Raw genomic sequence first — 24,532 nt, 5'->3', positions numbered from 1 at the left:
TCGGTCAGGCGCTCCGCGCAGGCCGCCTTGCCCCCATTTGAAGAATCATAGAGACATGAGTGAGCCGATTCGCTTCTACCATCGTCACGCGATCCGCGAAGTCAGCGGCGCGGACGTTACCCGCACCGTGCTGCAATACCTGCGCGAGGACGCGCATTGCACCGGCACCAAGGAAGGCTGCGCGGAAGGCGACTGCGGCGCGTGCACGGTCGTCGTCGGCGAGCTGACCGACGCCGGCGCGGTCGAGTTCAAGGCCGTCAACGCGTGCATCCAGTTCCTGCCGACGCTCGACGGCAAGGCGCTGCTGACGGTCGAGGACCTGCGCCAGCCGGACGGTGCGCTGCACCCGGTGCAGCAGGCGATGGTCGATTGCCACGGTTCGCAATGCGGGTTCTGCACGCCCGGCTTCGTGATGTCGATGTGGGCGCTCTACGAGAAGCACGGCCACGAAGGCTGCGCCGCCACGTGCACGAAGGCGAAGGACGTGCCGACGCGCACCGAGATCGCCGATGCGCTGACCGGCAATCTGTGCCGCTGCACCGGCTATCGCCCGATCGTCGATGCGGCCGTGCAGATGTTCGATGCACCGGCGCCGTCGGCGCCGGTCGACACGGCCGCGCTGGCCCGCACGCTCGCGTCGCTCAAGCGCGACGACACGTTCGACTACACGACGATCAACGGCGCGCGCTTCGCGGCGCCGCGCACGCTCGACGCGCTGGCCGCGCTGAAGGTCGAGCGTCCCGACGCGCGCCTTCTCGCGGGCAGCACCGACATCGGCTTGTGGGTCACGAAGCAGATGCGCCGGCTCGACGACCTGATCTACGTCGGCCAGATCGCCGAACTGCAGCGTCTCGTGGAACGCGGCGACTGGATCGAGATCGGCGCGGGCGTGACGGTCGAGAAGGCCTATGCGGCGCTGGCCGGCACGTACCCGGAACTGACCGAGATGTGGAAGCGCTTCGCATCGCTGCCGATCCGCAACGCAGGCACGATCGGCGGCAACGTCGCGAACGGCTCGCCGATCGGCGATTCGATGCCGGGCCTGATCGCGCTCGGTGCGCGCGTGGTGCTGCGCGGCGGCGACACGGTGCGCGAGCTGCCGCTCGAGGCGCTGTACACGGGCTACCAGCAGAAGGACATGGCGCCGCACGAATTCGTCGTCGGCCTGAAGGTGCCGACCCGCACCGGCGTGCGCGAGAAGCTGCAGTTCCGCACCTACAAGCTGTCGAAGCGGTTCGACTCGGACATCTCGGCCGTGTGCGCGGCGTTCGCGTTCATCGCGGATGGCGACACGATCCGCGAGCCGCGCATCGCGTTCGGCGGGATGGCCGCGACGCCGAAGCGTGCAGCCAGCACGGAAGCCGTGCTCGACGGCGCGTTGTGGCACGAAGCCACCGCGCAGGCCGCGATGCAGGCGCTCGAGCGCGACTACCAGCCGCTGTCCGACATGCGCGCGACGAGCACGTACCGCCTCGATACCGCGAAGAACCTGATGTACCGATTCTGGCTGGAGACGCGCCCGCATGACCCGCTGCCGCCGCAAGCCCTGAATGTGCGTGAAGTGGCCGCCGAAGCCGGCGCCGGCGCGGCGCGCGTCTGAAGACGGAGAACACCGAAAATGAACCAGCAAGCAGAACCGTTCCTGAGCACCCTCGACCCGCAAGCCGACGCCGCGCAGGTCCACGTATCGCGCGCGCACGAATCCGCGCACCTGCACGTCAGCGGGCGTGCCACCTACACCGACGACATTCCGGTCGTCGCGGGCACGCTGCACGCCGCGCTCGGCCTGTCGGCGAAGCCGCACGCGAAGATCGTGTCGATGAACTTCGACGCGGTGCGCGCGACGCCGGGCGTGGTCGCCGTGTTCACGGCCGACGACATCCCGGGCGTCAACGACTGCGGCCCGATCATCCACGACGACCCGGTGCTCGCGAAGGGCATCGTGCAGTTCGTCGGCCAGCCGATGTTCATCGTCGTCGCGACGTCGCACGAAACCGCGCGGCTCGCCGCGCGCCGCGCGCAGGTCGACTACGAGGAACTGCCGGCGATCCTGACCGCGCAGGAAGCGCGCGCGGCCGAAACCTACGTGATCCCGCCGCTGAAGCTCGCGCGCGGCGACGCGGCCGCGCGGCTCGCCGTCGCGCCGCACCGCGAGTCGGGCGAGATGCTGCTCGGCGGCCAGGAGCAGTTCTACCTGGAAGGCCAGATCGCCTACGCGGTGCCGAAGGACGACGACGGGATGCACGTGTACTGCTCGACGCAGCACCCGAGCGAAATGCAGCACCTCGTCGCGCACGTGCTCGGCGTCGCGTCGCACAACGTGCTCGTCGAATGCCGCCGGATGGGCGGCGGCTTCGGCGGCAAGGAATCGCAGTCGGGCCTGTTCGCGTGCTGCGCGGCGCTCGCCGCGTGGAAGCTGCTGTGCCCGGTGAAGCTGCGTCCGGACCGCGACGACGACATGATGATCACGGGCAAGCGGCACGACTTCCATTACCGCTTCGACGTCGGCTACGACGACGACGGCCGCATCGACGGCGTGGCGCTCGACATGACGTCGCGCTGCGGTTTCTCGGCCGACCTGTCGGGCCCGGTGATGACGCGCGCGGTGTGCCACTTCGACAACGCGTACTGGCTCGGCGACGTCGACATCGCCGGCTACTGCGGCAAGACCAACACGCAGTCGAACACCGCGTTCCGCGGCTTCGGCGGCCCGCAGGGCGCGTTCGCGATCGAGTACATCCTCGACGACGTCGCGCGTTCGCTCGACCGCGATCCGCTCGACGTCCGCTACGCGAACCTGTACGGCAAGACCGAACGCAACGTGACGCCGTACGGGCAGACCGTCGAGGACAACGTGCTGCAGGAACTGCTCGGCGAACTCGAGGCGACGAGCGACTACCGCGCCCGGCGCGCGGGCGTGCGCGAATTCAACGCGCGCAACACGGTGCTGAAGAAGGGCATCGCGATCACGCCGGTGAAGTTCGGCATTGCATTCAACGTCACGCACTTCAACCAGGCCGGTGCGCTGGTGCACATCTACACCGACGGCTCGGTGCTCGTGAACCACGGCGGCACGGAGATGGGGCAGGGGCTCAACACGAAGGTCGCGCAGGTCGTCGCGCACGAGCTCGGCATCCGCTTCGGCCGGATCCGCGTGACGGCGACCGACACGAGCAAGGTCGCGAACACGTCCGCGACGGCGGCGTCGACGGGCTCGGACCTGAACGGCAAGGCCGCGCAGGATGCGGCGCGCCAGCTGCGCGAGCGGCTCGCGGTGTTCGCGGCGAAGCAGTTCGGCGACGGCAAGGTCGATGCGGCCGACGTGAAGTTCGGCAACGACTTCGTGTCGGTCGGCGGCCACAACGTGCCGTTCGGCGAAGTGATCGCGAAGGCGTACCTCGCGCGCGTGCAGCTGTGGTCCGACGGTTTCTACGCGACGCCGAAGCTGTACTGGGATCAGTCGAAGCTGCAGGGCCGGCCGTTCTACTACTACTCGTACGGCGCGGCCGTGTCGGAAGTCGTGATCGACACGCTGACGGGCGAGATGCGCACGCTGCGCGTCGATGCGCTGCACGACGTGGGCGCATCGCTGAACCCGGCGCTCGACGTCGGCCAGGTCGAAGGCGCGTTCATCCAGGGGATGGGCTGGCTGACGACCGAGGAGCTGTGGTGGAACAAGGGCGGCAAGCTGATGACGCACGCGCCGTCGACGTACAAGATCCCGACGGTGAACGACACGCCGCCCGAGTTCAACGTGCTGCTGTTCAAGAACCGCAACGTAGAGGACAGCATCCACCGTTCGAAGGCCGTCGGGGAGCCGCCGCTGCTGCTGCCGTTCTCGGTGTTCTTTGCGGTGCGCGACGCGGTGGCCGCGGTCGGCGACTACCAGGTGAACCCGCCGCTCGACGCGCCGGCGACCGGCGAGTCGATCCTGCGCGCGATCAGTGCGGTGCGTGCCGCGCGCGCAACGGCAGGCTGAGATGAAACGACCCTCCCGTCTCCCGATGGCGTATTCCGGTGCGTGTGGGGCGGCCCGGCGGAGACTGACATGAACGGCCCCGCACGCTCGCTTCGCACCGTGCCGGTCCCCGCGCTCGCGCAGGGCACCGGCCAGCGCAACCGCGCGACCGGTACGCCCGCGCCGATGCACATCGTGCTGTTCGGCGCAGGGCACGTCGGTCACGCGCTCGTCACGCTGCTCGGCGCATTGCCGTGTGTCGTGCAATGGGTCGACACGCGCGACGAGCTGTTCCCGGACGAATGTCCGCCGAACGTGCAGCCGGAGCCGACCGACACGCCGGAGGCCGTCGTCGACGCGGCGCCGCCCGGTGCGTACTTCCTCGTGATGACGCACAACCACGCGCTCGACTTCTCGCTCGCCGCGCAGATCATGCGGCGGCGCGACTATGCGTACTTCGGGATGATCGGCTCGCGCACCAAGCGCGTGAAGTTCGAGCGCCGGCTCGCGGCGCGCGGCGTCGATCCGGCGCGGCTCGTGGAGATGGTGTGCCCGATCGGTGTCGCGGGCATCGTCGACAAGGCGCCGGGCGCGATCGCGGTGGCCGTGTGCGCGGAGCTGCTGCAGGCGCGCTCGGGCATGCCGGTGGCCGATGCGAAGGCGGTAGCGGCCGGGCGTGCGCGCGACGAGGTGTCCTGCTCGCGGTAACACCGCGCGGCCGGCGCACGGCCGCGCGTTTTTGCATACACTGCACGGCAACGCGCGGCATCGGGCTGCGCCTTTCCGTGCACGCACCATGTCCGATCACCCGATCTATCTCGACACGCTCGATGCGAGCCTCGTCGCCATCGAGCGCTGGCTGTCCGGCGTCGATACCGCGCCCGCGGCACTCGACGCGCTGCTCACCGCGTTTTCCCCCGACTTCACGATGATCCTGACCGATGGCCGCGTCGTCGACCATGACGGCACGCGCGCGCTGTTCGCGAAGCTCGCCGGCGCGAAGCCGGGGCTGCGCATCACGCTGTCGGAGACCCGCGTGCTCGCGGCCGACGCGTCGCATGCGGTGATCACCTATCTCGAAGCGCAGCACGCGGCATCGGGCGAGCTGCCCGCGCGCCGCGCGACGGCCGTGTTCGAGCGCGACGCCGCGGGCGTCGTGCGCTGGACCCATCTGCAGGAAACCTTCTGCACGGCCTGAGCGGCCGCGTTGCGTGTCAGCGCTTGCGGCTGCGGGCGACCGTCAGCTCGTCGGACACGCTCTGCATCAGCGAGCACAGCCACGCGATGTCGGTCGGGCGGTCGGGCTGCGGATGCGTGAGCAGGTAGCTCTTGATGCGCGGGAACGGCACGGGCGGCGTGACGACGACGAGCGGCAACAACTGCGCATAGTGCGTCGCGAAGCGGCGCGTCGTCGTGAAGATCAGGTCCGACTGCAGCAGCACCTGCGGCACGATCCCGAAGTACGGCAGCGTCGTCACGATGCGCCGCGTGAGGCGCGCGCGCGCGAGGCCGATCTCGATCGCGTTGCGCTTGTCGCCGGTGTAGGGCGTCGGTGCGACGTGCGCGGCCGACGCATACGCTTCGCGCGTGAGCGGCACGCGCGCGAGCGGATGCGCGTCGCGCATCAGGCACACGATCGTGTCGGAGAACAGGTCCTGGCGCGCGAACTGCGGGTCGGGCTTCGGCCAGTTGCCGATCACGAGATCGAGCGCGCCCGATTCGAGCGCGCCCGCGTGGTCGAGCGCGGGATTCAGCGAATCGATTTCCAGGTGTGCATGCGGCGCCGCGTCGCGAAAGCGCTCGATCAGCGTCGGCATGAAGAAATCGTTCAGGTAGTCGGGCGCCGCGACACGGAACGTGCGCCGCGCGGACGACGGATCGAAGTCGCCGTGCGGCGTCGCGATGAAATCGACCTCGCGCAGCGCGCGCTGCGCGGCCTCGAGCAGCGACGCGCCGTATTCGGTCGGCACCATGCCGGATTTGCCGCGCACGAGGATCGGGTCGTTCAGCGTCTCGCGCAGCTTGCGCAGCGCGGTGCTGATCGCGGGCTGGGTCTGGTTCAGCCGCAGCGCGGCCTGCGTGACGCTGCGCTCGAGCAGCAGCGTGCGCAACACGCGCACGAGCCAGATATCGAGCGAGGCGGTACGGTCGTCGTCTTCCATCGGTTGGGGGGTGTTCGGGTGACGCGTAACCTTACCGCAGCCGCGCGTTGCCGTGCGTGATACCGGCCATCACGCACGCCCCTTCGGCAGCGCGCTGATCCGCTTGACCTCGCGCGATTCGAGCCAGTTCGGCGTGCGCGCGCAGTACAGCACCATCGGCAGCGCGTCCTCGCCCCAGAACAGTTGCTGGTTCATCCAGAACGTCGGGACGCCGAACACGCCCAGCGCGATCGCGTCGGCGTTGTTGCGGGCCAGTTGCGCGGCGGTTTCCTCGAATTCGATCAGCTCGTCGCCGTGGCCGACGCCGACGCGCTCGCACAGCGCGGCGAAGCCTTCCGGCGTCGACGGATCGTTGCCGTCGCGCCAGATGAAGCGAAACATCTCCAGCACCGTCGCGATATCGGCGCGCAGCGCGATCGCAAGGCGCAGCAGCTTGTCGGATTCGAACGGGTGCGCGGGCGGCATCTTGAAGCGGATGCCGAGCTGTTCCGCGCGAAACAGCGCATGACGGTACGTGAACACGCGCTTGGCCGGCACGTCGGCGCTCGGGCGCTGCCCCCAGTGGCGCTGCAGGTCGAGCAGCGAGACGGCGACGGGTTCGAACGGCACGTCCGGCCATTTGTCGTGCTGTTCGAGCAGCAGATACGAGAACGGCGACACGAAGTCGAAGAACCAGGCAGGCTGGGCGGTATCGAGGCCGGTTGTCATGTCGTTCTCCAGAGGGTGGGGCGTGCGGCGCCTGGCGGCGGCCTCCATGTTACGCGGCGGCACGCGTGTGCAGCAATGATCGCGGATCGTCCGCTTACGCGGAACCGGGAGTCGCCCGAGGGGGCGTGCCGGCCGGCGGCGCGGCCTCGGCGTGCGCCTTCGGCGGGCCGCCGGCGCCGGGCGAGCCCGCCGGCGTGTCCTGGTCGTGCGCGGTGAGCCGTTCCCGCACGAAGCCGATGTGCTCGCGCAGCACGTAGAACTGCCCGGCATAGGCGAGCGGCATCTTCATCCGGTTCACGGCTTCCTCGATGTCGTCCAGCTCGTCGAGCAACTGCACGCGCTCCTCGGCCGTGTGCTCGCCGAGCGCGCTTCGCTCGAGCGCGATCAGCGCGCCGTACCAGCGGTAGATGCGCGAGCGCACGCGCCAGCCGTACAGCGACGGCACGAGCCGCAGCCCGGGGATCAGCACGACGATCAGCGGCACGATCACGACCAGCAGGCGGTCGACCAGGCTCGCGACCCAGAACGGCAGCCGCCGGTACAGGAAGGTCTTGCCCGACTTGTAGTAGCGCGCGGCGTCGTCGGACAGCTGGAACCCGCGCGTGACGGGCGACGGGAATTCGCCCGCGTGCTGGAGGATCGTCGCGTGGCCGTGCACCTCGCGTGCGGCCTCGATCAGCAGGTCGGACAGCGCGGGGTGCAGCGAGTCGCGCGCGACGAGTTCGATGGTCGGCGCGACGGTGTGGATGTCGGCGGGCGGCAGGTTGTGGCCGAGATCGTAGACGCCCATCGGCAGCGTGATCGCGGTCAGGTACGGAAAGCGCCGCGCGTAGGCCTCGGCCTGCGTGAACGAGTACACGTGCACGCCCGGCGCGCGGAACAGTTTCGCCATCACCGGGATCTGCGTCGAATCGCCGGACAGGAATGCCGCGTCGATCTTGCCGTCGAGCAGCGCGGTGGCCGCGTCCTCGCCGGCGGTCGGCAGCAGCTCGGTCGAGCCGCCCGGCACGATGCCGTTCATCTTCAGCAGCGCCAGGCTCAGCTCGCGCGCGCCGCTGCCTTCCGCGCCGAGCGCGAGCCGCTTGCCGTTGAAGTCGGACAGGCGCGCGACGACCGGGCCGCGGTACATGATCGCAAGCGGCACGTAACCGATGCTGCCGAGCGACACGAGGTGCTCGTCGCGCTCCTTCGGGCCGATGCCGCTCTGCACGAAACCGACGTCGACCGGCGCGTTCGGGTTCGACAGCCGCGCGAGGTTCTGCGCGGACCCTTCAGACGATTGGACGTCGAGCGTGACGCCGTTCTTCGCGAGGATCGTCTTGTACTTCTGCGCGGCATTCCAGTACGTGCTGCCGGGCGGGCCGGACGAGATCACGAGCGTGGACGGCGGCGCCGGCTGGATCAGCTTGACCGCGAGCCAGATGGCCGCGGCGGCGAGCAGCACGGTCGGGCCGATCGACAGCGCGAGGTCGCGCCACGACACCGCGACGAAGCGGGCGAGGATGCGGCGAGGCGGGCGAGGGCGGGCAGGCTTCATGGGGTCGGCGGATGACGCTGGCGTGACGCATCGATGACGGTCGGACGGTTGTCACGAGCGATGCGGATGCTCGCGGCGATGGTACCCGGTTTCACCGTGCGTGCGCGAGTCGGGCGGCCCGGCGCGGCGCGGCGGCGACAGCGGCGGGCGGCCCCGCGTCAAAAGCTTTGCGCTTCGGCGGGCGCTGGATTACATTGTGCGACGCAGCCGCGCCCGATTCGCGCGCGACCCGGCACGCAATGAGACCGGGCGCGTCCGGCCGGCGGCTGTCCGGCCCGGCCGGCCCGCTTGTCAGCGTGCGCCGGCCGCCGGCCCGTGTCGCCTCTCTCGTATCGCCGTGGAAAACACCGGCTGTCCCGCCCGTTCGCGCGTGGGCCGGCTGTTTTTGGGGGTATCCGGCCGTACTGTGCACGGCCGTTCCGGAGTGATAAGGAGATAGCATGAAGTCGATCGTGTTGAGAGCGTTGGGCGTCGCCGCCGTGGCGGCCTGTCTGTCGGGCAGCGTGTATGCGCAGTCGAGCGACGCAGCGGCAACGGAAGCGCCCGCGGCCGCGACCAGCGCGCCGAAGGCCGCCGCGAAAACCGCGAAGAAGGCGAACCGCAAGCTCGGCTACGCGGTGCGCAAGGCGATTTCGAAGGAATCGGGCGAGAACGTGTCGAACCTCGTCGTGCGCTCGAAGGGCGGCGCGATCACGCTGGAAGGCACGATGCCGGCCCAGGACCAGATCGACAAGGCTGAAGCCGCGGCGAAGGGCGTGAAGGGCGTGACGTCGGTCACGAACAAGCTGACGGTTCAGCAGCAGTGATGCCGGGCGGCGGCGCGCGAGCGCCGCGTGCGCCCGTTTTCCAGGCGGGCCCCGGCATGCCGGGGCCCGTTTGCGCTTCAGAGGCCGCAAGCCGTGCGCGACGCGGCGGCGGACCGATAACGAAATCGAGAGGGCGGCGATGACGAGGCTCGGATGGGGCAGGCGGATGGTTTTCGGCGCGGCGCTGGCCGCGGTCGCGATGCTCGGCGCCTGCAACGGCGACGATTCGGCCGAGCGCAACCGGTTGCCCGGCTTCGTGTCCGGCAGCGTGCGCACGACGGCCTATGACGGCGCGAGCGACGACCTGTTGACGGCCGGCCTCGGCAAGACGGGTCTCGGCACGGCAACCGCCCCCGGTTTCGCGAACGCCGCCCGGCCGACGAGCGCCGAGCTGCGCCGCCTCGCGATCTGGTCGAATTACCGCGCGCTCGTCGACATGAGCGCGAACGGCGGTTACGGCCGCTTCTGGGGGCCGAACGTCGACCTCGACGGCAACGATACGCTCGGCGAAGGCAAGATCCCCGGCACCGAATATCTCGCGTACTCCGACGATGGCAGCGGCACCAAGAACGTGACGCTGCTCGTGCAGGTGCCCGCCAGCTTCAATCCCGCGCAGCCGTGCATCGTCACCGCGACGTCGTCGGGCTCGCGCGGCGTGTACGGCGCGATTTCCGCGGCCGGCGAATGGGCGCTCAAGCGCGGCTGCGCGGTGGCCTACAACGACAAGGGCGGCGGCAACGGCGCGCACGAACTCATGTCGGATACCGTCACGCTGATCGACGGCACGCTCGCCAATGCGGTGCTGGCCGGCACCGCGAGCCTGTTCACCGCGAACGTGACGAGCGGCGATCTCGCCGCGTTCAACAACCGTTTTCCGAATCGCTACGCATTCAAGCATGCGCACTCGCAGCAGAATCCCGAGCAGGACTGGGGGCGAGTGACGCTGCAGTCGGTCGAGTTCGCGTACTGGGCGCTCAACGAGCAGTTCGGACCGCTGGTCGACGGCTCGCATCACGGCGTGCGCTATCGTCCCGGCGACATCACGACGATTGCCGCGTCGGTCAGCAACGGCGGCGGCGCGTCGCTCGCGGCGGCCGAGCAGGACAGCCGCGGCTGGATCACCGCGGTCGTGGTCGGCGAGCCGCAGATCAACGTGCGGATGTCGCCGAACGCGGTCGTGCGCACGGGCGGGCAGCCGGTGCCGTCGTTCGGCCGGCCGCTGGCCGACTACGCGACGCTCGCGAACCTGCTGCAGCCGTGCGCGGCCGCGTCGGCGTCGCTCGCCGCCGCGCCGTACCTGAGCGCGCTGCCGGCCGCGACCACGCAGTCGATCCGCACGCAGCGCTGCGCGACGCTCGCGGCGGCCGGGCTCGTGGCGGGCGCCGACACGCAAAGCCAGGCCGCCGACGCGCTCGCGCAGCTCCATGCGGCCGGCTATCTGGCCGATTCCGACCTGCTGCAGGCGCCGATGTGGGATTCGCAGGCGATTCCGGCGATCGCGGTCACCTATGCGAACGCGTACACGCGCTCGCGCGTCACCGACAACCTGTGCAACTTCAGCTTTGCGACGACCAATCCGGCGACGGGCGCGGTCGCGGCGCCGGCCACGTCGCCGATGCCGGCCGTATTCGGCGTCGGCAACGGCGTGCCGCCGACGGCCGGCATCGACCTCGTGTTCAACAACGGTGCAGGCGTCGACCACCGGCTCGCGACGCCCGATGCGAGCTTCGCGGGCGCGCTGTGCCTGCGCCAGCTGTGGACGAACGGGATGCTCGGGATGCCCGCGAACGTCGACGCGGTACGCGTGAACGCGAACCTGCAGGGCAAGCCGGCGATCATCGTGCAGGGCCGCAGCGACGCGCTGGTGCCGGTGAACCACGCGTCGCGCGCGTACGTCGCGCAGAACGGCATCAGCGAAGCCGGGCGCAGCCAGCTCGTGTTCTACGAGGTGACGAACGGCCAGCACTTCGACGCGTTCCTGCCGGTCGCGGGCTTCGACACGCGCTTCGTGCCGGTCCACTACTACAACCTGCAGGCGCTGAACCTGATGTGGAAGCACCTGAAGAACGGCGCGCCGCTGCCGCCGTCGCAGGTGATCCGCACGGTGCCGCGCGGCGGCACGCCGGGCGCCGCGCCGGCGCTGACGAGCGCGAACCTGCCGCCGATCTCGGCCACCCCGGGCGCGAACGCGATCACGACGGGCGCCGGCGCGATCGACGTGCCGCTCTGACGGCGCCCGCTGCGCCGCTCAAACAAAGCCGGACAGTCGTCCGGCTTTTTTCTTTTTTGCGCCATGGAATCGGTCCCGTACGGCTTTTTATCCGAATGGCGAGCGCCGTAACAAATTATTACTTTACGGCGGTAAATCCGGAACCTAATATGCGCCGGTATTTTCACTTAATTTAATAAATTCCAGATACGAGATATTCCTTTCCGTTTAGTTAATCGATCCTTTCGATTTTATTAAATCGGCTCGAGCTGCGATTGGTCGCCGTTTCGCGATTAATCGGCATCTCGCCGAGGGGGATTGTTCGTCTGTTCGAAGCGGAGCTGCCTTGCTGGGCGGGCTTTGCGGGGCGGGTTTTTGCCGTCGATTTTGTGCGCATGAAAATGCGCGAAATGAATTCGTATTGCTGCGAATTGTTGAATTGTCGTTTGCAATGGAATTGATTCCATTGTGCGGTTGCAAAAAAATACGGGTGGGGTAAATCATGCCGGTCGGTATTCATCGGCCCGGTAAAAAACTCGGAGTGCGTCGCATAACGAATGCATTCCCGGTGCGGAGCGTCGGCGCAAATGATCCTTTGCGGCCGGCGGTATTTATCGTTCTGTTCGAGAGGCAATAATGACGACACGGAAGTCCTTGAAAGACGGTTTCGCGCTATTCGGAACGACTTTGAGCATGCCGCTCGCCGCCGCAGCGGCCGCGGCGCTGCTCGTCACGGGGTGCGGCGGCGACGACGGGTCGAGCCCGGCTGCTTCGGCCGCCGCCGCGGCCGCGACATCCAGCGGCAGCACGCAGGCCAACACCAACGCAACGGCCGCCGCCGCGGCCGACCAGCCGTACGTCGACACCGACGTGTACGGCACCGGGCCGAACGACGCGGTCACGGATTCGACCGAAGGCGCCGCGGTCGTACACCGCCAGGTCACGATCGGCGGCAAGACGATCAAGTACACGGCCACCACGGGCCACCTGACGACGATCGATCCGGTCACGTCGGCGCCGAACGCGAAGATGTTCTACGTCGCGTACACGCAGGACAATCCGGACCCGTCGAAGCCGCGCCCGGTCACGTTCTTCTACAACGGCGGCCCCGGCTCGTCGTCGGTCTACCTGCTGCTCGGCTCGTACGGGCCGAAGCGCCTGCAGTCGTCGTTCCCGAACTTCACGCCGCCCGCGCCGTACAAGCTGCTCGACAACCCGGACAGCCTGCTCGACCGCACCGATATCGTGTTCATCAACCCGGTCGGCACCGGTTACTCGACGGCGATCGCCCCGGCGAAAAACAAGGACTTCTGGGGCACCGACCAGGACGCGCACTCGATCGACCGCTTCATCCAGCGCTACCTGACCAAGTACTCGCGCTGGAATTCGCCGAAGTTCCTGTACGGCGAGTCGTACGGCACCGCGCGCAGCGCGGTCGTGTCGTGGGTGCTGCATGAGGACGGCATCGACCTGAACGGCATCACGCTGCAGTCGTCGATCCTCGACTACGCGAACGCGCTGTCCGCGCCGGGCACGTTCCCGACGCTCGCGGCCGATGCGTTCTACTGGAAGAAGACGACGCTCAACCCGACGCCGACCGATCTCGACGCGTACATGGTCCAGGCCCGCAACTATGCGGACAACACGCTCGCACCGCTTGCTCAGAAGCCGAACCCGCAGGACGGCGGCTTCGTGAACGTGCGGCTGAACCTGAACCTGCAGACCGCGCAGCAGATGGGTTCGTACATCGGCACGGATCCGACGTCGCTGATCCAGACGTTCGGCAATCCGGCCGCGCTCGGCAACGTGCCGTCGTCGGACGACAACCCGCCGTACACGTTCTTCCTGACGCTCGTGCCGGGCACGCAGATCGGCCAGTACGACGGTCGCGCGAACTTCACGGGCAAGGGCATCGCGCCGTACATCCTGCCGAATTCGGGCAGCAACGATCCGTCGATCACGAACGTCGGCGGCGCGTACACGGTGCTGTGGAACAACTACATCAACACCGACCTCAAGTACACGTCGACGTCGTCGTTCGTGGACCTGAACGACCAGGTCTTCAACAACTGGGACTTCAGCCACACGGACCCGACCGGCGCGAACAAGGGCGGCGGCAATACGCTGTACACGGCCGGCGACCTGGCATCGACGATGAGCGTGAACCCGGACCTGAAGGTGCTGTCGGCGAACGGCTATTTCGACGCCGTCACGCCGTTCCACCAGACGGAGCTGACGCTCGCGCAGATGCCGCTCGATCCGACGATCAAGGCGCAGAACCTGACGATCAAGAATTACCCGTCGGGCCACATGATCTACCTGAACGACGCGTCGCGGACCGCGCTGAAGGGCGATCTCGCCAACTTCTACGACGGCATCCTCGCCAACCGTACCGCACTGCAGCGCGTGTTGAAGCTGCAGGCGCGCACGCAGCAGCTCAAGCAGCAGAAGCTGCAGCAGCAGGGGCAGTAAGCGGCGCGGGCGGCTCGCGCCGCTCCGGATGGACAACAGCCCGATCGGCGCAGGCCGGTCGGGCTGTTTTTCGTTGGCCGCGGATGATGGTGCGGCGCGTCGGAGGCGCTGGCCGGGAAAAGGCTTAACTGCGGGAGAAGGGCGGGACCGGCGCCCGCTTACGCGAGCACGAGCCTTACGCCGACCGCGACGAGCGTCGCGGCGAGCAGGTTGCGCAACAGCCGCTCGGGCGCGCGCGCCGACAGCAGGCTGCCGAGCACGATGCCCGGCAGCGAGCCGAGCAGCAGCGACAGCAGCATCGACCAGTCGACCGAGCCGAGCAGCCAGTGGCCCATGCCGGCGACCAGCGTGAGCGGTACCGCGTGCGCGATGTCGGAACCGACGATGCGGGTCGTCGCGAGCATCGGATAGAGCAGCAGGAGCACAGTGACGCCGATCGCGCCGGCGCCGACCGACGTCATCGACACGAGCACGCCGAGCACGGCACCGGTCAGCACGGTCGACCACAGCGTGCGCGAGGGGCTTGGCGCGAGCGGGTTGCGCGCGGCGAATGCGGTGAGCTGCGGCCGGAAGATCAGCGCGAGCGACGTGAGCAGCAGCGCGACGCCGAGCACGAGCTGGATCATCCGCGCGGTGCCCGGCGTATTCATCCCGTGCGTGTGCAGCCACCACAGCGTGATGGCCGCGGCCGGGACGCTGCCTACCGCGAGCCGGCCCGTGATGCGCCAGTCGATCGACCCCTTCAGGCCGTGGACGAGCGTGCCGGTGGCCTTGGTCGCGGCCGCGTACAACAGGTCGGTGCCGACCGCCGTCGCAGGGTGGACGCCGAACAGCAGCACGAGGATCGGCGTCATCAACGAACCGCCGCCAACGCCCGTCAGGCCGACGAGAATGCCGACGAACAGGCCGGACAGGGAGTACAGCAGATCGATATGGGGAAGCGACATCGGAAGCAGGCGGTTATGCGGCGTTCGGCGGCGGCGCGTGGCTGCGGCGCGCGCATCAAAGTCCGCCATTGTCGCAAAAGTGGCCGGTCAATGTACGACTGCGTTAAAAATAGGCCGGGAAGGCCCGTGCGGCGGGCGGCAGGGCGAGGGTGAAACGGGCGTTTGAGCGGAGGGTGCGGCCGATGGATGGTCATCGGGCCAAGGCGCGCGACGAATCCGCAGCGTGCCACGCCCGGCATGCGGAAAAAAGGGCGCGACAGCGCGCGCCCGGTTCGATGGTGGGTGCCGCCGCTCAGTGCATCGCGGGGCCGACGCCTTCGACGGTTTCCTGCCGCCGGATGCGCAGCGCGAGGCCCATCAGCGCGGCCACGGCGGCGAACACCGCGCCGAACGCGAAAGCCGCGTGGTAGCCGCCGTTCAGCGCGACGAGCGGCGCGGCCTGCGCGGCCGCGAGCGCATCGGTGCGGGCGGCCGCGAGGCTCGCGAGCACCGCGAGGCCGAGCGCGCCGCCCATCATGAACGCGGTGTTGACGATCCCCGACGCCAGCCCTGATTCGGCCGGGTCGACGTCGTTCATCGCGGCGAGCAGCAGCGGGTTGAACGCGACGCCCGCACCGATGCCGAGCAGCGTCATGCCGGGCAGCACGTGCCACACGAAGCCGCCGTCGACCGGCGCGCGCGAGAACAGCGCGAGGCCGCAGGCCGCGGTCAGCAGGCCGGCGGCGATCGGGCCGCGGATCCCGAAGCGCATCACGATCCGCGCCGACAGCCCGAGCGAGAACGCGGCCATGATCAGGTTCGCCGGCAGGAACGCGAGCCCGACCTGCAGCGGCCCGTATTGCAGCACGCGCTGCATGTACAGCGCCGACAGGAAGAACCACGCGAACATCGCAGCCGCCCACAGCACGGCGATGACGTTCGCGAGCGCGACGTTGCGCGCGGCGAACAGCGAGAGCGGCATCAGCGGATGTGCGGTGCGCGCCTCGATCGCGATGAACAGCGCGAGCAGCACGGCAGCCGTGCCGATCAGCGCGACGGTCCGCGTCGAGAGCCACCCGGCCTCGTTGCCGCCGACGATCCCGTAGACGGCCAGCATCAGCGCAGCGGTCACGGTGATCGCGCCCGCGACGTCGAGCCGCGCGGTGCCGGCCGGCGCGCGCATGCGCGGCAGCAGCGCGGCGCTCATCGCATAGACCGCGATCCCGATCGGCAGGTTGACGAGGAAGATCCAGTGCCACGACAGCGAACTCGTCAGCAGCCCGCCGAGCAGCACGCCGATGCTGCCGCCGCCCGCGCACACGAAGCCGTACACGCCCATCGCGCGTGCGCGCTCGCCGGGTTCGGTGAAGAGATTCATGATCAGCGACAGCGACACGGCCGACACCACCGCGCCGCCGAGCCCCTGCACCGCGCGCGCGGCGATCAGCATCGTCTGCGATTGCGCGAGGCCGCATGCAAGCGACGCGAGCGTGAACACGACGAGGCCGGCGAGAAACATGCGTCGCTGGCCGTACAGGTCGCCGAGCCGGCCGCCGAGCAGCAGGCAGCCGCCGAACGTCAGCAGGTACGCGTTGACGACCCACACGAGGGCCGTTTCGGTGAAATGGAGGTCGGTGCTGATGGACGGCAGCGCAACGTTCACGATCGTGCTGTCGAGCACGATCATCAGCACGCCGAGACAGAGAACGATCAGCGCGTACCAGCGCTTCTCGCCGTGGATCCCGTGAGTCATGGGCTTGCAGCCTTCTGATAGTTATTTGAAAGGATGCATTGTAGACCTCGCCGGCACGGGCTTCCTGCCGGTTTGTGGCAGGAGCGTCGCGTAGTCGCGCGCGCCCGCGGACGGGCGCGCCGCAAGCATGGAAGGGCGTTACGAGCGCGCCGGCAGCTCGCAGCCGTCGGGGCCGCAGGCGGCCGCGTCGGCGCCGTCGAGCTCGACGATGCCGTCGCGCCATGCCTGGTCGAGCGCCTGCGCGAATGCGTCGGCCGGCTGCGCGCCCGACACCGCGTAGCGGCCGCCGAACACGAACAGCGGCACGCCGCGCCCGCCGATCTGCGCGGCGCGCGCGATGTCGGCTTCGACTTCGTCGCGGTACAGGTCGCTGCGCAGCACGTCTTCGACGGCCGAGCGCTCGAGCCCCGCTTCAACCGCGAATTCGGCCAGTTCGGCGTGATCGAACAGCGAGCCGTGTTCGCAGAAATACGCGCGGTACAGCCGCTCGGTCAGCGCGTGCGCGCGGCCCGTCGATTCCGCGAGCTTCACGAGCCGGTGGCCGTCGAGCGTGTCGCCGACGAGCGTGCCGGGCAGGTCGTAGCGCAGCCCGACGGTCGCGGCCGCATCGGTCACCTGGTGCAGCATCTGGTCGACCTGCGCGGGCGACATCCGGTATTTGCCGGCGAGCATCACCTCGACCGGCTCGACCGGCTGGCCGGGCATCAGCCGGTACGCGCGCAGCGCGACGTCGACGCGGTCGGCGTGCGCGAACGCGGCCAGCGCCTCGTCGAAGCGGCGCTTGCCGATCCAGCACCACGGGCAGATCAGGTCGGACCAGATTTCGACGGTCAGGGTCGGGCGGGCAATCGGGGCGGGAGCGGTCGTCATGGGCGGTCCAGGATGGCAAAAAAAGTGTAACCGGGACTATATCATTTCATGCGTCGACGCTTCGTCGCGGCCGCGCCCGTGCGGCGGAGCCCGGCCCGACGCATCACGAAGCATAGACACGGAAACCGCATCGCGGTAGCGATGACCGGCGCCGTGCGTTGCCGCGGCCGGCCGCCTACGCGTCGCCCTGCGTTTCCTTCAGGTGCTTGAGGTGCTTGTAGACCGTCGCGCGCCCCATGCCGAGCACGTTCGCGACGTAGTTCGCCGCGCTCTTGCCGCGGAACGCGCCTTCCGCGTACAGCGCCTCGACAAGCTCGCGCCGGTGTTCGCGCGTGAGCCCGTTCAGCCCGACCTGCCGCTCGCGCAGCCAGCCGTGCAGGAACGTGTTGATGCGCTCCTGCCAGTCGTCGCGGAACAGCTCGTCGGGCTGGGCGACGACCCCCGCGCCCTTGATGAACAGGTCGAGCGTCGTACGCACCTCGTCGAACACCGCGATGTTGAAGTTGATGCACATCATCCCGGCCGGGTGGCCTTCGTCGTCGAACAGCACGTTGCTGACGCAGCGCATCCGCCGGCCATCCCAGTTCAGCTTCTCGTACGGGCCGATCACGCGCTCGCGCGCGGAATGATCGATTTCCTCGAGCGCGGAATCGTCGCCGACCTCGCGCTTCGACAGGTTGTTCGCGAGATACAGCACGGTCTGGTCGTGCAGGTCGTGGATCACGACTTCCGCGTACGGGAAGAACAGCGCGGCGATACCGTCGGCGATCGGCGCATAGCGGGTGAGCAGCAGGTCTTTGACGGGGGATTTCTTCTTGCGCATCGGTGTCGCCATCTCGGGTGGGCGGGGGCCGGGCAGCGTGTCGGGCCGGCGCGCCGGCGCACCGGTGGCCGGCATGCCCGTGCGCCCGCGCGCGGCCGCCGCGGCGGTTGCGCCATTGTATCGGCCCCGCGTGCGCGTGCCGCTCATGCGCGCGTCAGGTGCGTGTACAGCGCGTGCGCAATCGCGATGTCCTCCAGCCCGAGGCCGATCGAGCGGAAAAATGCATGACGCGTGCGCGACGGCGCCGCACAGGTGCCGGCGACGAGCGCGGGCAGGTCGCCGACGATCCGCCCGGCATCCCAGCCGTGCTCGGCCGCCGCGATCTGCATTTCGCCGGCGCTTGCGGGGGTCGTCTGCCGGTAGTCGCAATACACGTCCATGTCGGGCAGCCAGGCGGGCGGGATTTCGTGCGCGCGTGCGACGTTCGTGCTGATCGACGTGACGAGCGCCGGGCGCGTGAGCATCCCGTCGCCGAGCACGGGCGTGCCCGACGACGTGCACAGCATCACGACGTCCGCGTCGCGCACGCAGGCTTCGACGCTCGTTGCCGCACGGGCGCGCGGGTCGAGTCCGGCGAGCTTCGCCTGCTGTGCCGCATCGTCGGCGAGTGCGGGCGAGTACACGCGAATCGTCTCCCAGTCGCGCAGCGCCGCCGTGTGCCGCAGGTGCGCGAGACCGGCCGCGCCCGCGCCGACGATCGCCAGATGGCGTGCATCGCGCGGCGCGAGGCAGTCGACCGCGAGCGCCGTCGTGCCGGCCGTGCGCTCGACCGTCAGCAGCCCCGCGTCGCACCACATCAGCGGCTGGCCGGTCTGCATCGACATCAGCGCGGTCCAGGCGGTGACGATCGGCTTGCCGCCCGTCACGACGTACGGCGACAGCTTCGCGCCGAACACCTGCGCATCGGCGAGCGCGCCGAGATACGTGATGAAGTCGCCGGCCTGGTCGGGAAACAGCGTGAGCGTCTGCGGCGGCTGCACCGCGCGCGCCGCGGCGAGCGACGCGAACATGCGGCGCAGCGTGCCGAGCACGTCGAGCGACGGCAGGGCCGCGCGCACCGCGGCTTCGTCGACGGTCAGCGGCAGGGTCGGGGCGGTTTGCGTCATGGAGACATCTCCGGTCGGGGCCGGACAGAACGGTCTCGAAAGACGGCGTCCGGCGATGTTCGTGATGGACGAAAAGTCTAATATAGACAATCGAAATCTGGGAAATTTTTCTTTTCGAGACTGGCTGTCGCCGTGTTGCCAAGAAAAAATCCCGGTAAATCAAGGGTGTTTATCGCGATCGGCAAAATCGAGATGCCGTTCGACGAGGCACGACGCTCGTATCCCCTATAGTCTATAGTAGACTTTGAGTCTATATTTTGCCTGCGGGACACGGCACGTCGCCCGGCGGCGGCCGCCTGCATCGAGCGCCGGTCCAACGGCGTCGTGCGAACGATCTTCCTCGCCTCAATCCGGAACAGAAGGACCGTCATGAACTGGAAGCTTTCCCTTTGCGCCGCTGCGGCGCTCGCGTGCGCGGCCGTTACGGCCCATGCGGAACAGACCACGCTGCGCTTCGGCATCGAAGCCGCCTATCCGCCGTTCGAGAGCAAGACGCCGGCCGGCCAGCTGCAGGGTTTCGACGTCGACATCGGCAACGCGGTGTGCGCGAAGCTGAACATGAAATGCGTGTGGGTCGAGAATGCGTTTGACGGGCTGATTCCGGCGCTGCAGGCGCGCAAGTTCGACGCGATCAATTCGGCGATGAACATCACCGCGAAGCGCAAGCAGAGCATCGATTTCACGCCGGCGATCTACGTGGTGCCGATCGTGATGGTCGCGAAGCGCGGCTCGCCGCTGCGGCCCGACGTCGCGAGCCTGCGCGGCAAGCACGTCGGCGTGCTGCAGGGTTCGTCGCAGGAGGATTTCCTGAAGGCGCACTGGGCCAATGCGGGTGTGGCCGTCGTGTCGTACCAGGATCAGGACCAGATCTACGCCGATCTCGTCGCGGGTCGGCTCGACGCGGCCGTGCAGGAAGCGCAGACCGCGCAGGACGGGTTCCTCGACAAGCCGGCCGGCCGCGACTACCAGATCGTCGGCGATGCGCTGAAGGATCCGGCGACGCTCGGCGAAGGCACGGGCTTCGGGATGCGCAAGAACGACAAGGCGCTGCAGGCGAAGATCGTCGGCGCGCTCGACGCGCTGAAGAAGGACGGCACGCTGAGCGCGCTGTCGCAGAAGTACTTCAAGCGCGACATCATCGCGAAGTAAGCACCGCCGCGCGCGGGCCATGGTGCCGGCGCGCGGTGCATCGAATCTCGACGCAAGGCGGGGAACCATGGATTTCGACGTCATCGTTCTGGGGGCCGGCATCGTCGGCGTGTCGTCGGCGCTGCACCTGCAGGATCGCGGGCTGCGCGTCGCGCTCGTCGACCGGCGTGCCCCCGGCGAGGAAACGAGCCACGGCAATGCCGGGCTGATCGAACGCTCGTCGGTCGTGCCGTACGCGTTTCCGCGCCGGCTTGGCACGCTGCTGCGCTATGCGCGCAACCGCTCGGTCGATCTGTACTGGGACTACCGCGCGCTGCCCGCGTATGCGGGCTGGCTCGCACGGTTCTGGCGCGAATCGTCGCCGCAGCGGCTCGCGGCCGCCGCACGCGACCTGCTGCCGCTCGTCGCGGCGAGCGTCGTCGAGCACGATGCGCTGCTCGCGCGTACCGACGCACAGCCGCTGGTGCACGACGGCGGGTGGATCGAGGCGTTCCGTTCGCCCGCGCTGTTCGACGCGGAAGCGCGCGCGCAGCAGCGCGTGGCGGACGCGCACGGGCTGCGGATGGCCGTGCTCGACGCACGCGCGCTGCGCGATCGCGAGCCCGGCATCGGCGACGCATTCTGCGGCGCCTTCCACTGGCAGGACCCGAAGACCGTGTCGAGCCCCGGTGGGCTGACCAAGGCCTACGCGCGGCTGTTCGAGCGCGACGGCGGCACGTTCGCGCTCGGCGATGCAAAGACGCTCGTGCAGGTGGACGGCGGCTGGCAGGTCGGGTCCGAACACGGGCCGATTTCGGCACGTTCGGCCGTGGTCGCGCTCGGGCCGTGGTCCGATCACGTGTTCGCGCCGCTCGGCTACCGCATTCCGCTGCGCGCGAAGCGTGGTTACCACATGCATTACCGGCCGACGCGCACGCCGTTGAACGTGCCCGTGTGCGATACCGAGGAGGGTTTCGTCGTCGCGCCGATGGAAGGGGGCCGCCTGCGGCTCACGACGGGCGTCGAGATCGCGCTGCGCGGTGCGCCGCCGACCGGCGTGCAGCTTGCGCGCGCCGAACCGCTGGCGCGCGACGCGTTCGGCATCGGCGAGCGGCTCGATCCCGAGCCGTGGCTCGGGATGCGGCCGTGCACGCCCGACATGCGTCCGGTGATCGGGCCCGCGCCGCGCCATCGCCATCTGTGGTTCGCGTTCGGTCATTGCCACCACGGGCTCACGCTCGGCCCCGCGACCGGGCGCCTGCTCGCCGAAATGATGACGGGCGCGCCGACCTATATCGATCCTCATCCGTATCGGCCCGCGCGCTTCGGCTGACCGGCGGCGCGACGGCGACTGCCGCCGTCGCGCGTCGCGTCATCCGCGCCGATCGCGAGGCGGCATTCACAGTATTTCATTCTGCTATCCGGATAATCGAAAACCACGCGACGCGGAAATGATCTGCGTAATCGGCAAGAAAGATAATCGCGAAATAAATAAAATCAGTAAATCCGCGATTTATCAATGCATTTTCATATTGCTGAAATGCGGAATGGGAAGCCAGCCATGACGGCATAGGGCACCATCGCGACCGGGTGTTCCGGCGTTACGCGGCATGTACCCGGAACACGTTACTACGGGGCTCGCAAACGTTACGTTACATCCGCGCTTCGTCGGCCTTGTTCGTCAGACAATTGACGCCTGGCGACCCCATGCAGTGCATGAATTTCGTCTGAAATCGATTAAAAAAGCGTTATTGCCCGTCAATGCGCAGACGAATCAATCCGTTTTCTTGAATTGGCACGCTTCGTGCAAACCGTCCCCATGCTTTGTCAACGTAGTGCCAACCGAGATGGGGAAAATAACGATGGGACACAATCTTAAATTGACGGGTGTGGCGCTGTCTGTCGCGACGGTGTTCGGGGTACTGGCGTCGGGTTCCGCGGTCGCGGGCGTCCTCGATTCGCTGCCGATCCCGCAAGTGATCGTCAACCCGCCGACGAACAGTGTGTCGGTCGGGCTGGTCGCCACGGGCACGTCGCCGCTGGGTTCGGTCACGGTGGCGGCGGGCGGATCGGGTGCGATCCAGACCTCGCTCGGCGATCCGGGACAAGTGCTGTCGGGTGCCGTGGGGGCGGTGACGGGCGCACTTGGTGGTGGCGGCACGGTGCAGCCGCTCGCGCCGGTCCAGGGTGTGTTGAATCAGGTGACGGGGGCGCTGGGTGGCGGCAATCCGGCCGGTGCACTGACCGGCGCGCTCGGCACGGTGACGGGTGCATTGGGCGGTATCGGCGGCGGTTCGAATCCGCTGGCGCCGGTGCAGGGTGTGGTGAATCAAGTGACGGGCGCACTGGGTGGCGGCAATCCGGCAGGCGCACTGACCGGCGCGCTCGGCACGGTGACGGGTGCATTGGGCGGTATCGGCGGCGGTTCGAATCCGCTGGCGCCGGTGCAGGGTGTGGTGAATCAGGTGACGGGCGCACTGGGTGGCGGCAATCCGGCCGGTGCATTGACCGGCGCGCTCGGCACGGTGACGGGTGCACTCGGCGGCATCGGTGGCGGCTCGAATCCGCTGGCTCCGGTGCAAGGTGTCGTGAACGGGCTCACGGGCTCGATCGGCGGCGGCGATCCGGCGGGCGCACTGACGGGTGTCGTCAACACGGTGACGGGCGCGCTGGGCAATCTCGGCAGCGGCACGAACCCGTTGGCGCCGGTACAAGGTGTCGTGAACGGTGTCGCAGGCGCGCTCGGTAGCGGCAATCCGGCAGGTGCACTGACCGGCGCGCTCGGCACGGTCACGGGCGCATTGGGCGGCATCGGCGGGGGCTCAAACCCGCTGGCGCCGGTGCAAGGCGTCGTGAATCAAGTAACGGGAGCGCTAGGCGGCGGCAATCCGGCAGGCGCACTGACCGGCGCACTCGGTACGGTCACGGGCGCACTGGGCGGCATCGGTGGCGGTTCGAACCCGATCACCCCGATCCAGAACATCGTCAACCAGGTGACGGGTACGGTCGGCAGCGGTAACCCGGCCGGTGCGCTGAGCAACGCGGTCAACACGATCACGGGCTCGCTCGGCAACATCGGCGGCGCAGGAAGCCCGCTGGCGCCGGTGCAAGGCGTCGTTACGCAACTCGCGGGCACGCTCGGCAACGACAATCCGGCCGGCGCGCTGACGAACGCGCTGAACTCGGTGACGGGCGCGCTCAGCGGCGCAAATCCGCTGGCGCCGGTGCAAGGCGTCGTGAACCAGGTCGTCGGCACGCTGTCGGGTGCAGGCGGCGGCAGCCCGATCGCGCCGATCACGAACCTCGTCAACGGCCTGCAGAACGCGCTGCCGGGCGGCAATCCGGCCGGTGCGCTGACCGGCGCACTCGGTTCGGTAACGGGCGCCCTCGGCAACCTCGGCGGCTCGAACCCGCTGGCGCCGGTGCAGGGTGTCGTCAACCAGGTCGTCGGTACGCTCGGCAGCGGCAATCCGGCCGGTGCACTGACGGGCGCGCTGAACTCGGTGACGGGTGCCCTCGGCAACCTCGGTGGCTCGAACCCGCTGGCGCCGGTGCAAGGCGTCGTGAACCAGGTCGTCGGCGCGCTGTCGGGCGCGGCGGGCAGCAGCCCGATCGCGCCGATCACGAACCTCGTGAACGGCCTGACGGGCGGCGGCAACCCGGCCGGCGCACTGACCGGTGCACTCGGTTCGGTGACGGGCGCACTCGCGAACGGTCCGGCAGCCCTCGGCCAGGCGGCCGGCGCGCTGTCGGGCGCGGCCGGTTCGACGGCAGCGGCAGGCGGCAGCCTGCTCGGCTCGGGCGCGAACGCGGCCGGCGGCACGGCAGGTGCAGTCGGCTCGCTGCTGACGACGGGGGCCAACTCGACGACGACGGTCGTCAATGCGGTCGGCACGTCGGTGGGTACGGCGCTCGGCTCCGCGCCGGGCCTGTCGGTGACGCCGCATTCCGGCAACAGCTCGCCGAACAACCCGCTCGCACCGGTGACGTCGCTGCTCCAGTCGCTGACCGGCGCACTGCCGAAGTAACGGGCCGGACCCGCACGGCGGCGCCGCTCCGGCCGCCGTGCACGAC

Annotated in this window: 20 protein-coding genes; 10 read left to right on the top strand and 10 right to left on the bottom strand. The window is 68.9% G+C overall.

The features are described 5' to 3' along the window. Positions 1-55 precede the first annotated feature (55 nt). From xdhA to HWX87_RS23110, 4 genes are all read left to right on the top strand, one after another. Positions 56-1,600, top strand: a complete 1,545-nt coding sequence (xdhA, locus tag HWX87_RS23125) for a xanthine dehydrogenase small subunit (protein WP_176049452.1) — start codon at positions 56-58, stop codon at positions 1,598-1,600. Between the two features lie 18 nt (positions 1,601-1,618). Beyond that, positions 1,619-3,979: a xanthine dehydrogenase molybdopterin binding subunit gene (xdhB, locus tag HWX87_RS23120; RefSeq protein WP_176049451.1), complete on the top strand. Its 2,361-nt coding sequence runs from the start codon at positions 1,619-1,621 to the stop codon at positions 3,977-3,979. 69 nt (positions 3,980-4,048) lie between these two features. Then, the gene (xdhC, locus tag HWX87_RS23115) at positions 4,049-4,666 is read left to right on the top strand and encodes a xanthine dehydrogenase accessory protein XdhC (RefSeq protein ID WP_176049450.1); all 618 of its coding nucleotides are present in this window, start codon (positions 4,049-4,051) and stop codon (positions 4,664-4,666) included. Positions 4,667-4,754: 88 nt separating this feature from the next. After that, positions 4,755-5,156, top strand: a complete 402-nt coding sequence (locus HWX87_RS23110; RefSeq protein WP_176049449.1) for a nuclear transport factor 2 family protein — start codon at positions 4,755-4,757, stop codon at positions 5,154-5,156. A gap of 16 nt (positions 5,157-5,172) precedes the next feature. Here the strand turns inward: HWX87_RS23110 and HWX87_RS23105 are convergent, their stop codons facing one another. The 3 genes from HWX87_RS23105 to HWX87_RS23095 all read right to left on the bottom strand — a co-directional run bounded on the left by HWX87_RS23105 (position 5,173) and on the right by HWX87_RS23095 (position 8,365). Next, positions 5,173-6,120: a LysR family transcriptional regulator gene (locus HWX87_RS23105; RefSeq protein ID WP_176049448.1), complete on the bottom strand. Its 948-nt coding sequence runs from the start codon at positions 6,118-6,120 to the stop codon at positions 5,173-5,175. Between the two features lie 69 nt (positions 6,121-6,189). Continuing rightward, the gene (locus HWX87_RS23100) at positions 6,190-6,828 is read right to left on the bottom strand and encodes a DsbA family protein (RefSeq protein WP_176049447.1); all 639 of its coding nucleotides are present in this window, start codon (positions 6,826-6,828) and stop codon (positions 6,190-6,192) included. Positions 6,829-6,922: 94 nt separating this feature from the next. Continuing rightward, a complete protein-coding gene (locus tag HWX87_RS23095) occupies positions 6,923-8,365 on the bottom strand; it encodes a TAXI family TRAP transporter solute-binding subunit (protein ID WP_176049446.1) in 1,443 nt (480 codons plus the stop codon). A 440-nt stretch (positions 8,366-8,805) separates the two neighbouring features. Between HWX87_RS23095 and HWX87_RS23090 the strand changes: the two genes are divergently transcribed. After that, entirely contained in the window at positions 8,806-9,171 is a 366-nt protein-coding gene (locus HWX87_RS23090) for a BON domain-containing protein (RefSeq protein WP_011351113.1), read from the top strand. A 139-nt stretch (positions 9,172-9,310) separates the two neighbouring features. Continuing rightward, positions 9,311-11,401 carry a D-(-)-3-hydroxybutyrate oligomer hydrolase gene (locus HWX87_RS23085; RefSeq protein WP_176049445.1) on the top strand — a complete coding sequence of 697 codons (2,091 nt, stop codon included), beginning with the start codon at positions 9,311-9,313 and terminating at the stop codon, positions 11,399-11,401. A gap of 211 nt (positions 11,402-11,612) precedes the next feature. On the opposite strand, the gene HWX87_RS23080 is transcribed toward HWX87_RS23085, so the two are convergent. Further along, complete coding sequence (locus HWX87_RS23080; RefSeq protein ID WP_244137731.1) at positions 11,613-12,026, bottom strand: hypothetical protein; 414 nt, start codon at positions 12,024-12,026, stop codon at positions 11,613-11,615. Between HWX87_RS23080 and HWX87_RS23075 the strand changes: the two genes are divergently transcribed. Further along, a complete protein-coding gene (locus HWX87_RS23075) occupies positions 12,017-13,852 on the top strand; it encodes a peptidase S1 (protein WP_176049444.1) in 1,836 nt (611 codons plus the stop codon). The genes HWX87_RS23080 and HWX87_RS23075 overlap by 10 nt on opposite strands. A gap of 158 nt (positions 13,853-14,010) precedes the next feature. Here HWX87_RS23075 and HWX87_RS23070 read toward each other — a convergent pair whose 3' ends face one another. From HWX87_RS23070 to HWX87_RS37900, 6 genes are all read right to left on the bottom strand, one after another. Further along, a complete protein-coding gene (locus HWX87_RS23070; RefSeq protein WP_176049443.1) occupies positions 14,011-14,799 on the bottom strand; it encodes a sulfite exporter TauE/SafE family protein in 789 nt (262 codons plus the stop codon). 292 nt (positions 14,800-15,091) lie between these two features. Beyond that, complete coding sequence (locus HWX87_RS23065; protein WP_176049442.1) at positions 15,092-16,531, bottom strand: DHA2 family efflux MFS transporter permease subunit; 1,440 nt, start codon at positions 16,529-16,531, stop codon at positions 15,092-15,094. A 138-nt stretch (positions 16,532-16,669) separates the two neighbouring features. Beyond that, on the bottom strand, positions 16,670-17,401 hold the full coding sequence (locus tag HWX87_RS23060) for a DsbA family oxidoreductase (protein WP_176049441.1): 732 nt from the start codon (positions 17,399-17,401) through the stop codon (positions 16,670-16,672). Between the two features lie 175 nt (positions 17,402-17,576). Then, complete coding sequence (locus tag HWX87_RS23055) at positions 17,577-18,371, bottom strand: PAS domain-containing protein (protein WP_176049440.1); 795 nt, start codon at positions 18,369-18,371, stop codon at positions 17,577-17,579. Continuing rightward, positions 18,368-19,330, bottom strand: a complete 963-nt coding sequence (locus HWX87_RS23050) for an ornithine cyclodeaminase family protein (RefSeq protein WP_176049439.1) — start codon at positions 19,328-19,330, stop codon at positions 18,368-18,370. Before HWX87_RS23050 ends, HWX87_RS23055 begins: the two co-directional genes overlap by 4 nt. Positions 19,331-19,407: 77 nt before the next feature. Then, a complete protein-coding gene (locus HWX87_RS37900) occupies positions 19,408-19,701 on the bottom strand; it encodes a hypothetical protein (protein ID WP_208456546.1) in 294 nt (97 codons plus the stop codon). Between HWX87_RS37900 and HWX87_RS23045 the strand changes: the two genes are divergently transcribed. The 3 genes from HWX87_RS23045 (at position 19,700) to HWX87_RS23035 (ending at position 24,486) form a co-directional block, all read left to right on the top strand. Then, positions 19,700-20,479, top strand: coding sequence for an ABC transporter substrate-binding protein (locus HWX87_RS23045; RefSeq protein WP_176049438.1), 780 nt, complete (start codon positions 19,700-19,702; stop codon positions 20,477-20,479). The two genes, HWX87_RS37900 and HWX87_RS23045, sit on opposite strands and share 2 nt — an antisense overlap. 67 nt (positions 20,480-20,546) lie before the next feature. Then, a complete protein-coding gene (locus HWX87_RS23040; RefSeq protein WP_176049437.1) occupies positions 20,547-21,791 on the top strand; it encodes an FAD-binding oxidoreductase in 1,245 nt (414 codons plus the stop codon). 529 nt (positions 21,792-22,320) lie between these two features. After that, the gene (locus HWX87_RS23035) at positions 22,321-24,486 is read left to right on the top strand and encodes a hypothetical protein (protein WP_176049436.1); all 2,166 of its coding nucleotides are present in this window, start codon (positions 22,321-22,323) and stop codon (positions 24,484-24,486) included. Positions 24,487-24,532: the final 46 nt, after the last annotated feature.

The organism is Burkholderia sp. BCC1644 (assembly GCF_902833225.1).
Classification (GTDB): Bacteria; Pseudomonadota; Gammaproteobacteria; order Burkholderiales; family Burkholderiaceae; genus Burkholderia.
The sequence above is the reverse complement of the archived record's forward strand: the minus strand, read 5'-3'. Positions and strand labels throughout refer to the sequence as shown.